Here is a 13,498-nt window from a genome sequence, read left to right as displayed (position 1 = left end):
CTACCTTGTCTACCATCAAGCCAACATGAAGCTCGCCCTCGATCACCTCGTCATTGCCGCCCAGACGCTCGATGCCGGCACGGAATACGTCGCCGACGTGCTCGGCGTTGCCCCGCACGGTGGCGGCGCCCATGCGGCCATGGGCACGCACAACCGCGTGCTCGGACTCTTTGGCGGGATGTACCTGGAAGTGATCGCGATCGACCCGGACGCCCCCGCGCCGCGGCGCCCGCGCTGGTTCGGGCTCGACAGCGACAGCGTGCGCAAGCGCCTGGAGGGCGGCCCCTGCCTGCTGCACTGGGCAGCACGCGTGACCCGGCCCGCCGACCTGACGCGCTGGCAGGCGCAGTATCCCGACCGGATCGCGCCGGTCATTGCCATGCAGCGCGGCGACCTGCACTGGCGCATCACGGTGCCCGAGGACGGCAGCCTGCCGGCATGGCACGGTGAAGCCGCCAGCGCCGGCGACGGCCTGCTGCCGAGCCTGATCCAGTGGGACGTGGCGCCGCCCCCGGGCGCAAGCCTGCCGCGGCAGGACCTGGCGCTGCGCCGGCTCACCGGCCGGCACCCGAATGCCGAATTGCTGCGCCAGGGCCTGGCGTGGCTGGGCGGCGAGCCTCTGATGACGCTGGAACAAAGCGACGGTCCGCCGCAGCTCATCGCAGAAATCGAAACGCCGCAGGGCATCCGTACCCTGCGCTAGACCCGAACATCGACAAGAACAAGACCACGGAGACCCACCGATGACCGCCACGCGCAAACGCTTCGACGACGATCCCTACCTCGACCATTGCAGCGCGACCGTGCTGTCGGCGAGCGAGGCCGGCATCGAGCTCGACGAGACCGTCTGCTATGCACGCAGCGGCGGCCAGGCCGGCGACACGGCCACGCTGACCCTGGCGGATGGCCGCACCATCGGGATCGCGGACACCGTCTATGCCGACGACCGCGCCCGCATCCTGCACGTGCCCGTGGCGGGGGCGCAGCTGCCGCGGCCGGGCGAGCGCGTCACGGTAGCCATTGACTGGCAACGCCGCCACCGGCTCATGCGCCTGCACACCTGCCTGCACCTGCTGGGCTCGCTGATTCCGGTGCCGGTAACGGGCTGCGGCATCTCGCCCGATTCGGCGCGCATCGACTTCGACCTGCCCGAATCGACGCTGGACAAGGCCGAGCTGACCGAACAGCTCAATGCGCTGATCCGTGCCAACACCGCGGTGCGCATCACGCTGATCACGCCGCAGGAGCTGGCTGCGCAGCCCGAGCTGGTACGCACCATCGGCGCCGCGCCGCCGGCCGGCACCAGCAGCATCCGCATCGTCGAGATCCCGGGCGTGGACCGCCAACCGTGCGGCGGCACGCATGTGGCCAACACCGGCGAGATCGGCACCGTGGCCGTCACCAAGATCGAGAAGAAGAGCCGCACCAACCGGCGCGTGGTCGTCAATTTCGCCTGAGCGCCATGACCGGAGATTTTTTGACCGGCCTCTCGGCCGCGCAATTCCTGGCGCTCGTCACCTTGCTTGCGGTGGGTTCGTTCACACCGGGGCCCAATACCACCATTGCCGCGGTGACCGGCGCCAATTTCGGCTTGCGCGCGACGCTGCCCCATTGCGTGGGCGTGGCCTTCGGCTTTGCCAGCATCCTCGCGTTGTGCGCGGTCGGCGTCGGCGCGCTGATCCTGAGCAATCCGGCGCTGGCCACCATCGTGCACATGGCCGGCGTGGGCTACCTGCTGTGGCTGGCGGCCAGGCTCGCGCGCAGCACCGTGCTCGCGGAGAAACAGGTCCTGCGCCCGCTCAGTGTGTGGCAGTCAGCCGTGCTGCAGTACGCCAACATCAAGGCGTGGATGATGGCGCTGGCCACCGCGGCGTCGTACATGGCCGGTGCGCCCTCGCCCGCGCAACGGGTGCTGCTGGTATGCACGACCTTCGGCATCTTCGGCTTCGTCAGCAACAGCGTGTACGGCGTGCTGGGCGCTTCGTTGCGGCAATGGCTGATGCAGGGCAAGCGCGTGCGCTGGTTCAACCGCGCCATGGGCCTGGCGCTGGCACTCACCGCCGCGTGGATCGCCGTAAGCGTGCAACCCGCGGCGGCCTGATCCGGCCATGACCGCCAACATTGCCATGACCTCTGTACTGACGCTCCCCTCCGCTTCGCACCCGCCGCATTTCAGCGGCATGCTGCTCGGCTTCTGGTATGCGGGCCTGGCAAAAGGCGTCGTGGCGCGTGTCGGGCAGATACAATTGCTGCAGCCGTTTCTGGCGCTGGCGGGCGGCACCCTGCTGCTGGCCGAGCCGCTTGACCCCGCCACCATCGCCTTCGCGGTGGCCGTGATCGCCGTGGTGGCACTGGGCCGCCGCGCCGCCGTGCAACAGGCCGTCCCCACGGTCCCCACAACCGCAGCACAAACGCCCCCTATCCTTTCCGAACGCACTCACTGACAGGAGATCACATGTCCGTCTATGACACCCTTGCACGCCTTGGCGTGGAACTGCCCACCGCCGGCGCCCCGGCTGCCGCCTATGTCATGGCCGCGCAGACCGGCAATACCGTGTTCCTGTCGGGCCATATCGCCCGCAAGGACGGCAAGGTATGGGCCGGCAAGCTCGGCAAGGACATCGACACCGAATCCGGCAAGGCCGCCGCGCGTTCCATCGCCATCGACCTGCTGGCCACGCTGCATGCGCACGTGGGCGACCTGAACCGCGTCACGCGCATCGTCAAGGTGATGAGCCTGGTGAACTCGACGCAGGAATTCACCGAGCAGCATCTGGTGACCAACGGCGCCTCGGAGTTCCTGGCCGAAGTCTTCGGCGACAAGGGCAAGCACGCGCGCAGCGCGTTCGGCGTGGCGCAGATTCCGCTGGGCGCCTGCGTCGAGATCGAAATGATCGTCGAAGTGAACTGAACGGACTGCCGCTGCCGCGATGCGCATCGACAACCTGCCCTTCGGCACCACCGACTGGTCCGCGGTCGAACCCACGCGCCACCCCGGAGAACGGGGCGAGGCGCTGTGGCGCACGCGCCAGTTCGGCGACATCCGGGTGCGCATGGTCGAGTACTCGGCCGGCTACCTAGCGGACCACTGGTGCACCAAGGGCCATATCCTGTTCGTCCTGGACGGCGAACTGCATACCGAACTGGAAGACGGCCGCCAGTTCGTGCTCCGCGCGGGCACGAGCTACCAGGTCGCCGACCAGGCGGAACCGCACCGATCGTCCACGCCGACCGGGGCCAGACTATTCATCGTTGACTGAACCGCCCGCCAGGCGGTTCTCCCCAGACAAAAGAGAAATATCATGCAATGGGCCATCTCCCGCCGGGCACAGCAACTGACCAGCTCGGCCATCCGCGAAATCCTGAAGGTGACCGAGCGTCCGGAAGTCATTTCCTTCGCCGGCGGACTGCCCTCGCCGGCATCCTTCCCGGTAGCGGCCTTGGAGGCGGCGACGGCCCGTGTATTTGCCGACAACCCGGCCGCCGCACTGCAATACGCGGCCACCGAAGGCTACCTGCCGCTGCGCGAATTCATCGCCAGGCGCCACAATGTGGCCGTGGAGCGCGTGCTGATCACCACCGGCTCGCAGCAGGCGCTGGACCTGATTGCCAAGGTGCTGATCGATCCGGGCAGCAAGGTGCTGGTGGAAACGCCTAGCTACCTCGGCGCGCTGCAGGCGTTCTCGCTGTTCGAGCCGGAGTTCACCTCCGTGCCCACCGACGACAAGGGCCTGCAGCCTGAAGCGCTGACCGCCGAGCTGACCGCCGGCGCGCGCTTCCTGTACGCCCTGCCCAACTTCCAGAACCCGACCGGCCGCCGCCTGCCGCTGGAACGCCGCCAGGCCCTGGTGGCGCGCGCCAAGGAGTTCGGCGTGCTGCTGGTCGAAGACGATCCCTATGGCGAACTGAGCTACACCGGCGACCAGCTCCCGACCCTGCTGTCGATGAACCCCGACGGCGTGATCTATATGGGTTCCTTCTCCAAGATCCTGGCACCGGGCCTGCGCCTGGGCTTCGTGATCGCACCGCCGGCACTGCACTTCAAGCTGTGCCAGGCCAAGCAGGCATCCGACCTGCATACGCCGAGCTTCACCCAGCGCGTGGCCTACGAGACCGTGCGCGACGGGTTGCTCGATCGCCACATCCCGACCATCCGCGCGCTGTACGGCAAGCAGTGCCAGGTCATGCTCGACGCGCTGGCGCGCCACATGCCCGAAGGCGTAAGCTGGAACCAGCCCGAGGGCGGCATGTTCATCTGGGTGCAGTTGCCTCAAGGGTTGGGGCTGGACAGCATGGCGATCCTGGAGGAAGCGGTGAAGCGCAATGTCGCCTATGTGCCGGGAGCGCCCTTCTATGCCAGCAACCCGCAGCGCAACACGCTGCGCCTGGCGTTCGTCACCGTGCCGCCCGAGCGTATTGAACAAGGCGTGGCGATCCTGGGCAAGTTGTTCCGCGAAGCCATCGCCTCGGCGCCGCAGGCCCGCGTGGCCTGAAAAACAACCGCAAAAGATCAGGGGAGAATCTTCATGCTGCGGATCTGGGGTCGACTGTCGTCGATCAATGTACAGAAGGTGGTCTGGTGCGCGCGCGAGCTGCACCTGGACCATGAGCGCGTGGACATCGGCGTCAACCAGGGCGATCTGGACACCGAAGCCTATGTCCGCCTCAACCCCAACCGCCAGATCCCCGTGATCGAGGACTTCCGCGGCACGGACGTGGGCGGCGAGCCCTTCGTGCTGTGGGAATCCAATGCCATCGTGCGCTACCTGTGCGCGCGGTATGGCGAGGGCACGCTGTGGCCGGAAGACGTCAAGGCGCGCGCCTCGGCCGACCGCTGGATGGACTGGCAGACCACCACCTTCAGCCCGGCCATGGTCACCGCCTTCCTGAACATGGTGCGCGTAGCACCCGAGAAGCGCGACGATGCCGCCGTGGCCGCGTCATGCGCACGCACCGAGCCGCTGGCCGCGCTGCTCGACAAGGCCCTGGCCGGGCGCGAGTTCATCGGCGGCGACCGCTTCACCATGGCGGACATCTCGCTGGCCTGCGCCGCCCATCGCTGGATGGGCACGCCGGTCGCCCACGAACCGCGCCCCGAGCTGGAGCGCTGGCTGGCCGCCATGCGCGCGCGCCCGGCCGCCGAAGGCATCCTGGAACTGCCGCTGCGCTGAGCACGCGGCGGCTGACCCGCTTATTTGCCGGCGCGCGAGCCCGACGCCGCCGTGAACACCCCGAGTCCGATGAAGGCTGCAGCCGTCAGGTAGCGGCCTGCCGCCCGCGCCCGGCCGGCACGGCGCAGCGCCGGCATCACGGCGGCCGCCGCGGTCACGTAGCAGACGTCGGTGGTCGCCGCGATCAGCACGAAGCCCACGCCCAGCGCCAGGCTCTGCGTCAGCGCAGAACCGGCCGGGTTCATGAACTGCGGCAGGAAGGCGGCGAAGAAGATCGCGGTCTTGGGATTCAGCAGGGCCACCACGAAGCCGTCTCGCAATACCTGGCGCAGCGGACGCGCCGGCGGCGGCGTATCCGTGGCAACTGCCGGCGCGGCGCGCAAGGTACGGATGCCCAGCCAGATCAGGTACGCCGCCCCCGCGTACTTCACCACGGTAAAAGCGAGCGCCGACACCGAGAACAGCACGGCCAGTCCGAGCGCGGCGCCCGCGGCATTACCAAGATTGCCCAGCGCGACGGCGCCGACGGACGCCAGCCCGGCACGCCGGCCCTGCGCCAGCGTACGCGTCACGATATAGACCACCGCCGGGCCTGGCGTCACGGCCAGCGCCAGGCTGGCCAGCACGAAGGCGCCAAGCAGCGGCCACGGGGGAAGGAACTCGGGCATGGTGTCTCCCTTTGTCGGATTGTCGGATCCATCGGCATTCGGCAGACAGGCTACGCACACCGCGCACCGCTGCCAAGCTGACATTATGGTCATTCCCTGGTTGGCATACATTTCGAAGAGGCGCCGTTTAGGGTACTCTGCGCTTTGGGCAGCACATGCTCCATGCTGCCCCCAGGCAAACCCTGATCCCTGAATCCGGTTCATGTATGCCATGACCGGATTTAAGGCGGCGTGGTGGGAGCCCATCCTTACAATCCTTGTTCGACTCGCGTGTGCGGCAGACGCCGCACGTCTGTACGCGACGTACAACGGCAGCCAAGGGCACGGAGATCGCCCGGGCTGCCCGAGCCAAACCTGAGGAGGATTTCAATCGTGTGGAGTCAAGTCTATGACCCGCTAGGCAATATGGCGCTGTCGACCATTGCCGCGGGCATCCCCGTAGCCGTGCTGCTGGCAGCGCTGGCCTTCTTTCACATGCAGGCGCACCTGGCCGCCGGCCTGGCATTGGTGGTGGGTGTCGTCGTGGCTTCGGCGGTCTTCGGCATGCCCGCGGCCATGGCCGGCAAGGCGGCCGGACTGGGCATTGTCTCCGGCCTGTTCCCGATCGGGTGGATCGTCCTCAACATCATCTTCCTGCACCGGCTCACCACGCTGAACGGCTCCTTCAAGGTATTGCAGACCTCGATCTCCGGCGTGACCGAGGACCGCCGCCTGCAACTGCTGATGGTGGCCTTCAGCTTCGGCGCGTTCTTCGAGGGCGCCGCCGGCTTCGGCACGCCCGTGGCCGTGACCGGCGCCATCCTGATCGGCCTGGGCTTCTCGCCGCTGGCCGCGTCGGGCCTGGCCCTGATCGCCAACACCGCGCCGGTGGCCTTCGGCGCGCTCGGTGCGCCGATCATCGGCTTGTCTTCGGTGACCGGCATCGACCAGGTCACGCTGTCGGCCATGATCGGCCGCCAGCTGCCGTTCTTCTCCGTGCTGGTGCCGTTCTGGCTGATCTGGGCCTTTGCCGGCTTCCGCGGCATGCTCGCGATCTGGCCGGCGATCCTGGTCGCAGGCGTGAGCTTCGCCGTCCCGCAGTTCCTGGTGTCGAACTACCACGGTCCGTGGCTGGTCGATGTGATCTCGGCCCTGATCTCGCTGGGTGCGCTGACGCTGTTCCTGAAGATCTGGCATCCGAAGGAAATCTGGACCACCACCAAGATCCTGGGCCGCCACGACGAATCCAAGGTCGACCACCCCGAAGCGCTCGAAGCCGACGCCCGGGCCACCGCCGCATCGGCCGGCATCTCGGTGGCCAAGGCCTGGGTGCCCTGGATCATCCTGACGGTGTTCGTGTTTGTCTGGGGCATCCCCGAGTTCAAGAAGTTCATGGATGCCGTCTGGCAGTGGAAATTCCCGATCCCTGGCCTGGACAAGGCGGTACTCAAGCATCCGCCGGTGACGCCCAAGGAGATCGCCGAGCCTGCCATATTCGCCTTCAACGTGCTGTCGATGGCCGGCACGGGGATCCTGGTCTCGGCAATCGTGGGCGGCCTGGTGATGGGCTATTCCGTGCCGCGCATGATCAAGGAGTACTGGGAAACCATCAAGCTGACCAAGTACTCGCTGCTGACCATCAGCGCCATGTTCGGCATCGGCTACCTGACCCGCTACTCGGGCCTGGACGCCACGCTGGGCCTGGCGTTCGCGCAGACCGGCGTGCTCTACCCGCTGTTCGGCACCATGCTGGGCTGGCTGGGGGTGGCGCTGACGGGCTCGGACACCGCCTCCAACGTGCTGTTCGGCGGCCTGCAGAAGACCACCGCCGAGCAGCTTGGCCTGTCGCCGGTGCTGATGTCCGCGGCCAACAGCTCGGGCGGCGTGATGGGCAAGATGATCGACGCGCAGTCCATCGTGGTGGCCTCCACCGCCACCAAGTGGTACGGCCATGAAGGCGACATCCTGCGCTACGTGTTCTTCCATTCGATCGCGCTGGCGATCCTGGTCGGCATCTTCGTGACGCTGCAGGCCTACGTGCATCCGTTCACGCAGATGGTCATCCACTGACCTGGCCAGGCCGCAAACCCGGCAGCCGATTCGCCGGCTGATTCGCCTGCCCCTTGCAGCCCCGCCCCGGCGGGGCTGTTTGTTTTGGGGCGTATCATGTTGCGTCTGATCCACCGCACCGACGCACCTCCGATTCCGGCCGCGCCACCCCACCCGGATGCCGCCGGCCCGAACGGACGCCATGGAACCGCCATGCCGATACGCCGCCTGGAACGCCTGATCGATCCCTTCCGCCATATGCCCGACCATAAACCGCCGGGCGAAGTATGGCGCTTCTACGCCTATTTCCTGCGCGAAGTCTGGCCGGTGTTCGGCGCCCTGCTGGTAGTCGGGCTGGTCGGCGCGCTAATCGAGGTATCGCTGTTCAGCTTCCTCGGCCGCCTGGTGGACCTGGCGCAGACCTCGCCCGCCGCAGGCTTCTTCAGCCGCCACCACAACGAACTGCTGTGGATGGCGCTGGTCGCTCTGGTGCTGCGGCCGCTGTTCCTCGGCCTGCATGACGTCCTGGTGCACCAGGTCATCAACCCGAGCCTGGCCAACCTGGTCCGCTGGCAGAACCACCGCTACGTGCTCAAGCAGAGCCTGTCGTTCTTCCAGAACGACTTTGCCGGCCGCATCGCGCAGCGCATCATGCAGACCGGCTTTTCGCTGCGCGACTCGGCGGTTCAGGCCGTCGACGCGCTGTGGCACGTGCTGATCTACGCGGTCACCTCGCTGGTGCTGTTCGCCGAGGCCGACTGGCGCCTGATGATCCCGCTGCTGCTGTGGATTGCCTGCTACGTGGCGGCGTTGCTCCACTTCGTGCCGCGCGTCAAGCAGCGCTCGGTCGTTGCCACCGAGTCGCGCTCGCGGCTGATGGGCCGCATCGTCGACGGCTACACCAACATCGCCACGCTCAAGCTGTTCGCCCACACGCGCAAGGAAGAGGACTACGCGCGCAACGCCATGGCCGACCAGACCGACAAGTCGCGCCTGGCCGGGCGCATGGTGAGCGCGATGGACATCACCATCACCGCGATGAACGGCGCGCTAATCGCCGGCACGACCGGCATGGCGCTGTGGCTGTGGAGCCAGGGCCGGGTCACGACGGGGGCCATTGCGCTCACCACCGGGCTGGTGATCCGCATCAACAATATGTCGGGGTGGATCATGTGGGTGGTCAACGGCATCTTCGAGAACGTCGGCCAGGTCCAGGACGGCATGAAGACCATCTCCGTGCCGCGCACCGTGACCGACCGGCCTGGCGCGCAGCCGCTGCGCGTCACCGATGGCGCGGTGCGCTTCGAGCAGGTCGGCTTCCACTACGGCAAGGGCTCGGGCGTGATCGAAGGCGCGGACCTGACGGTGCGGCCGGGCGAGAAGATCGGGCTGGTCGGCCCGTCGGGCGCGGGCAAGTCGACGCTGGTCAACCTGCTGCTGCGGCTCTACGACCTGGAGCGTGGCCGCATCGTGATCGACGGCCAGGATATCGCGGGCGTGACGCAGGAAAGCCTGCGCGCGCAGATCGGCATGGTGACGCAGGACACCTCGCTGCTGCACCGCTCGATCCGCGACAACCTGCTCTATGGCAAACCGGACGCCAGCGACGCCGAGATCGCGCAAGCGCTGCACCGGGCGCGCGCCGACGAGTTCGTCCCGCACCTGGCGGATGCCAGCGGCAACACCGGGCTGGAAGCGCTGGTCGGCGAACGCGGCGTGAAGCTCTCGGGCGGCCAGCGCCAGCGCATCGCCATTGCACGCGTGCTGCTGAAGAATGCGCCCATCCTGATCCTGGACGAGGCCACCTCGGCGCTCGACTCGGAAGTGGAAGCGGCGATCCAGGAAAGCCTCGAAACGCTGATGCAGGGCAAGACCGTGATCGCGATCGCGCACCGGCTTTCGACCATCGCGCGCATGGACCGGCTGGTGGTACTGGACCAGGGCCATATCGCCGAGAGCGGCACGCATGCGGAGCTGCTCGCGCATGGCGGACTGTATGCGCGGCTGTGGGCGCACCAGACCGGCGGCTTCGTCGGCGTGGACTGAACGACTCCGGTCAGAGCAAGCCAAGCAGGCCGGCCAGACCGCCGATGGCGACCAGCACGAGCGGGTGCACGCGCGTCTTCAGCATCAGCAGGACAGTCGCCACGGTAATCGCCGCCGCGCCCCAGCCGTGGTCGACGCTGCGCGCCAGCACCCACCCCGACGAGGCCAGCAGGCCGATCGTCAGCGCGGCCAGCCCGCGCCGGATCAGGCCGGGCCAGTTCGCATGCGGCGAACGGCCCGAGAAGTATTCGAACGCCAGCGCGATCAGGCTGGACGGCCCGCACATGCCGAACATGGCCGCAAGCGAACCGGCAAAGCCCGCCACCTGCCAGCCGAACAGCGAGACGAACAGCACGTTGGGGCCAGGCGCCGCCTGCGAAATCGCGTACATGGCCGAGAACTGCGCATCAGTCAGCCAGCCATTGGCCTCGACCAGGTAGCGGTGCATGTCCGGCAGCGTGGAACTGGCGCCGCCGATGGCCAGCAGCGACAGCGCGCTGAAATGGGCGAACAGGCTGCCCAGCACTTCGGCCGGACTCACGACTGCCCTCCGCGGCTCGCGCGCCATTCCAGCACCAGCGCGAGCGGCACGAGCACCGCCATGACCGGCACGAGTGGCCAGCGCAGCAGTCCGATCACCAGGAAAGCCGCACCGCCAACCAGCACGGCGCGCAGGGTCGGCGACAGGCTCTGCGCCAGCCGGATGGCCATGGCCAGCATCAGGCCGGCCGATACCGCCGTCATGCCGGCCAGCATGCGCTGCACGGCGGGCACATCCTGGTAGTGCTGGTACAACAGGAGCAAACCCAGCACCAGTCCCATCGGCACCATGACGAGGCCGCCGAACGCGGCCAGCGCGCCGCGCCAGCCGGCAAAGCGCAAGCCCAGCATCAACGCCAGGTTGATGACATTGGGGCCGGGCAGGACCTGGCCCAGGCTCAGCAGTTCGACAAAATCGCGGTCATCCATCCAGCGGTTGCGCTCCACCACCGCGCGGCGCACGAACGGCAGCACGCCGCCAAAGCCGGACAGGCCCATGCGGGCGAACTCGATGAACAGGGTGCGGGGGGTGGGGGGCGGGGCGAGGGAAGACATGGGGAAGAAGAATTGCGACAACGGCAAGCAACTGCGGCAGCGTGAAATCTGCCGCTGCGGGTCTGCCCTCTCCCGCTGGCGGGAGAGGGCAGAAACCCTCGCGGGTTCAGTTCCCCGCAGGCGCCACAACCTTCACCGGATCAATCCGCACGCCCTTCAGCTTCGTTTCCAGCGCCTTGCCCTTGCGCGCGCGCTTGCCGACATACGGCAGCAGATTCGCGCCCGCCAGCTTCTGCGAGTCAGGCTTGCCGCCACGCGGCGTAGTGCCTGACACCAGCAGCCCCGGCGCGCCCACGCCAACCGCCTGCAGCAAGGTCTCCTTCGGCTCCAGCTCCATCAGGATCACGCCGCGGCCGCCGGCCGACAGCACCTTGACCTCGTCGAGCGCCACCAGCAGCATGCGGCCGTTGCCGGACAGGCAGGCCACGTGCGTGGCCTCGTCGCCGATCGGCGCGGGCGCGAGCGGGGCATCGCCGTCATCGAGCGTCAGGAAGGACTTGCCGCCCTTTTGCCGGCCCGTCATATCGCCGACCTTGGTCAGGAAACCATTGCCGCCCTGCGTAGCGATCAGCACGCGCTGCTCGGCACTGCCGGCAAGGGTATGGGCGATCTGGCTGCCCGGCTGCAGTTCGATCAGCGTGGTCAGCGGCACGCCGTCGCCGCGCCCGCCCGGCAGGCCGGCCACCGGCACCGAGTACACGCGGCCATTGGTGCCGAAGGCCAGCAGCACGTCCACCGTGCGGCACTCAAAGGTGCCGTACAGCGCATCGCCGGCCTTGAAGGTGAACTGCTGCGCATCGTGGCCGTGACCCTGGCGCGTGCGCACCCAGCCCTTCTGCGACACCACCACCGTGACCGGCTCGTCCACCACGCGCATCTCGGCGGCGGCGCGGCGCTCTTCCTGGATCAGCGTGCGGCGCGGGTCCTTGTCTTCCGGGCTGTACTGCTTCGCGTCGGTCTCGATCTCCTTGATGATGCGACGTCGCATCATGGTGTCGGACTTCAGCAACACGTCGAGGTCGGCCTGCTCTTCGCGCAGCTCCTTCAGTTCCTTCTCGATCCGGATCGCTTCCAGCCTGGCCAGCTGGCGCAGGCGGATTTCCAGGATGTCCTCGGCCTGCCGGTCGCTCAGGCCGAAGCGTTCGATCAGCGCGGGCTTGGGCTCGTCGCTTTCGCGGATGATGCGGATCACCTCGTCGATGTTCAGCAGCACCAGCATCCGGCCTTCGAGGATGTGGATGCGGTCTTCCACCTTGCCCAGGCGATGGCGCGTGCGCCGCGTGACGGTGGCGAAGCGGAAGTCGATCCATTCGCGCAGGATCTCGCGCAGGCCCTTCTGGCGCGGACGGCCGTCCGTGCCGATCATCACGAGGTTGACCGGCGCGCCCGATTCCAGGCTCGTATGCGCGAGCAGCGTCTGGATGAATTCCTGCTGCTCGATGTTCTTGCTCTTGGGCTCGAACACCAGCCGCACCGGTGCGTCCTTGCCCGATTCATCGCGCACGGCGTCCAGCACCGCCAGCACCGTGGCCTTGAGCTGCTGCTGTTCCGGGGTCAGCGCCTTCTTGCCGGTCTTGACCTTCGGATTGGTCAGCTCTTCGATCTCTTCCAGCACCTTCTGCGCCGACGTGGCCGGCGGCAGTTCGGTCACCACCAGCTGCCACTGGCCGCGCGCCATTTCCTCGATGGTCCAGCGCGCGCGCACCTTCAGGCTGCCGCGGCCGGATTCATAGATCTGGGCGATATCCGCGGCCGGCGAGATGATCTGGCCGCCGCCCGGGTAGTCCGGGCCGGGCATCAGCGCCAGCAGTTCGGCCAGCGAGATGTTCGGGTTGCGGATCATCGCCACCGTGGCCCCGGCCACTTCGCGCAGGTTGTGCGGCGGCACTTCGGTGGCCATGCCCACGGCAATGCCCGACGCGCCGTTGAGCAGCACGAACGGCATGCGCGCCGGCAGCAGCTTCGGCTCCTCCATCGAGCCGTCGTAGTTGGCGATGAAGTCGACCGTACCCTCGTCGATCTCGTCGAGCAGCAGGCGCGAGATCGGCGTCAGGCGCGCTTCGGTGTAGCGCATCGCCGCGGCGCCGTCGCCATCGCGCGAGCCGAAGTTGCCCTGGCCGTCGATCAGCGGATAGCGCAGCGAGAAGTCCTGCGCCAGGCGCACCAGCGCGTCATAGGCCGACTGGTCGCCGTGCGGGTGGTATTTGCCGAGCACGTCGCCCACCACGCGCGCGGACTTGACCGGCTTGGCGTCGGCGCGCAGGCCCATCTCGTGCATGGCGAACAGGATGCGCCGCTGCACGGGCTTCTGGCCATCCGCGACCTCGGGCAGCGCGCGGCCCTTGACCACGCTGACGGCGTAGTCGAGGTAGGCCCGCTCGGCGTAGCGCGCCAGCGTCAGCGAATCCGCGGGCTCTTCAGGTTGAAACGTGATGTCTTGTTGTTCCATGGATTGGCAAGAAGACGGCGCGCCATGATGTGAAGCCGGCG

13 protein-coding genes and 1 pseudogene are annotated in these 13,498 nt (G+C 67.7%); 10 read left to right on the top strand and 4 right to left on the bottom strand.

The annotated features are described in order from the left end of the window. The first annotated feature begins 25 nt into the window (after nucleotides 1–25). The 8 genes and pseudogenes from CupriaWKF_RS04585 (at nucleotide 26) to CupriaWKF_RS04550 (ending at nucleotide 5,171) form a co-directional block, all read left to right on the top strand. Complete coding sequence (locus tag CupriaWKF_RS04585) at nucleotides 26–703, top strand: VOC family protein (protein WP_276099840.1); 678 nt, start codon at nucleotides 26–28, stop codon at nucleotides 701–703. Nucleotides 704–743: 40 nt separating this feature from the next. Next, the gene (locus tag CupriaWKF_RS04580; protein ID WP_276099839.1) at nucleotides 744–1,457 is read left to right on the top strand and encodes an alanyl-tRNA editing protein; all 714 of its coding nucleotides are present in this window, start codon (nucleotides 744–746) and stop codon (nucleotides 1,455–1,457) included. A 5-nt stretch (nucleotides 1,458–1,462) separates the two neighbouring features. Further along, nucleotides 1,463–2,101: a LysE family translocator gene (locus CupriaWKF_RS04575; RefSeq protein WP_276099838.1), complete on the top strand. Its 639-nt coding sequence runs from the start codon at nucleotides 1,463–1,465 to the stop codon at nucleotides 2,099–2,101. 91 nt (nucleotides 2,102–2,192) lie between these two features. Beyond that, a pseudogene (locus CupriaWKF_RS04570) lies at nucleotides 2,193–2,444 on the top strand (EamA family transporter); the annotation flags it as partial. Between the two features lie 11 nt (nucleotides 2,445–2,455). Continuing rightward, nucleotides 2,456–2,911 (top strand): RidA family protein, encoded by a 456-nt coding sequence (locus tag CupriaWKF_RS04565; RefSeq protein ID WP_276099837.1) that lies wholly within the window; start codon nucleotides 2,456–2,458, stop codon nucleotides 2,909–2,911. A gap of 19 nt (nucleotides 2,912–2,930) precedes the next feature. After that, nucleotides 2,931–3,260 (top strand): DHCW motif cupin fold protein, encoded by a 330-nt coding sequence (locus CupriaWKF_RS04560; protein WP_011298500.1) that lies wholly within the window; start codon nucleotides 2,931–2,933, stop codon nucleotides 3,258–3,260. Between the two features lie 42 nt (nucleotides 3,261–3,302). Next, nucleotides 3,303–4,493, top strand: a complete 1,191-nt coding sequence (locus tag CupriaWKF_RS04555; RefSeq protein WP_276099836.1) for a PLP-dependent aminotransferase family protein — start codon at nucleotides 3,303–3,305, stop codon at nucleotides 4,491–4,493. A gap of 33 nt (nucleotides 4,494–4,526) precedes the next feature. Beyond that, nucleotides 4,527–5,171 (top strand): glutathione S-transferase family protein, encoded by a 645-nt coding sequence (locus tag CupriaWKF_RS04550; RefSeq protein ID WP_276099835.1) that lies wholly within the window; start codon nucleotides 4,527–4,529, stop codon nucleotides 5,169–5,171. Between the two features lie 20 nt (nucleotides 5,172–5,191). On the opposite strand, the gene CupriaWKF_RS04545 is transcribed toward CupriaWKF_RS04550, so the two are convergent. Beyond that, entirely contained in the window at nucleotides 5,192–5,839 is a 648-nt protein-coding gene (locus CupriaWKF_RS04545) for a LysE family translocator (RefSeq protein ID WP_276099834.1), read from the bottom strand. 372 nt (nucleotides 5,840–6,211) lie between these two features. On the opposite strand from CupriaWKF_RS04545, the gene CupriaWKF_RS04540 reads away from it, so the two are divergent. Both CupriaWKF_RS04540 and CupriaWKF_RS04535 read left to right on the top strand, forming a co-directional pair. Continuing rightward, nucleotides 6,212–7,888, top strand: a complete 1,677-nt coding sequence (locus tag CupriaWKF_RS04540) for an L-lactate permease (protein WP_276099833.1) — start codon at nucleotides 6,212–6,214, stop codon at nucleotides 7,886–7,888. A gap of 192 nt (nucleotides 7,889–8,080) precedes the next feature. Then, on the top strand, nucleotides 8,081–9,913 hold the full coding sequence (locus CupriaWKF_RS04535; RefSeq protein ID WP_276099832.1) for an ABC transporter ATP-binding protein: 1,833 nt from the start codon (nucleotides 8,081–8,083) through the stop codon (nucleotides 9,911–9,913). A 10-nt stretch (nucleotides 9,914–9,923) separates the two neighbouring features. Here CupriaWKF_RS04535 and CupriaWKF_RS04530 read toward each other — a convergent pair whose 3' ends face one another. From CupriaWKF_RS04530 to parC, 3 genes are all read right to left on the bottom strand, one after another. Continuing rightward, a complete protein-coding gene (locus CupriaWKF_RS04530) occupies nucleotides 9,924–10,481 on the bottom strand; it encodes a chromate transporter (RefSeq protein WP_276099831.1) in 558 nt (185 codons plus the stop codon). Further along, nucleotides 10,451–11,008, bottom strand: a complete 558-nt coding sequence (locus CupriaWKF_RS04525; protein WP_276099830.1) for a chromate transporter — start codon at nucleotides 11,006–11,008, stop codon at nucleotides 10,451–10,453. Before CupriaWKF_RS04525 ends, CupriaWKF_RS04530 begins: the two co-directional genes overlap by 31 nt. 106 nt (nucleotides 11,009–11,114) lie before the next feature. Further along, nucleotides 11,115–13,457 (bottom strand): DNA topoisomerase IV subunit A, encoded by a 2,343-nt coding sequence (parC, locus tag CupriaWKF_RS04520; protein ID WP_276099829.1) that lies wholly within the window; start codon nucleotides 13,455–13,457, stop codon nucleotides 11,115–11,117. Nucleotides 13,458–13,498: the final 41 nt, after the last annotated feature.

Source organism: Cupriavidus sp. WKF15 (genome assembly GCF_029278605.1).
In the GTDB taxonomy this organism is placed as follows: domain Bacteria; phylum Pseudomonadota; class Gammaproteobacteria; order Burkholderiales; family Burkholderiaceae; genus Cupriavidus.
This window is presented reverse-complemented; position numbering and strand designations above follow the sequence as displayed.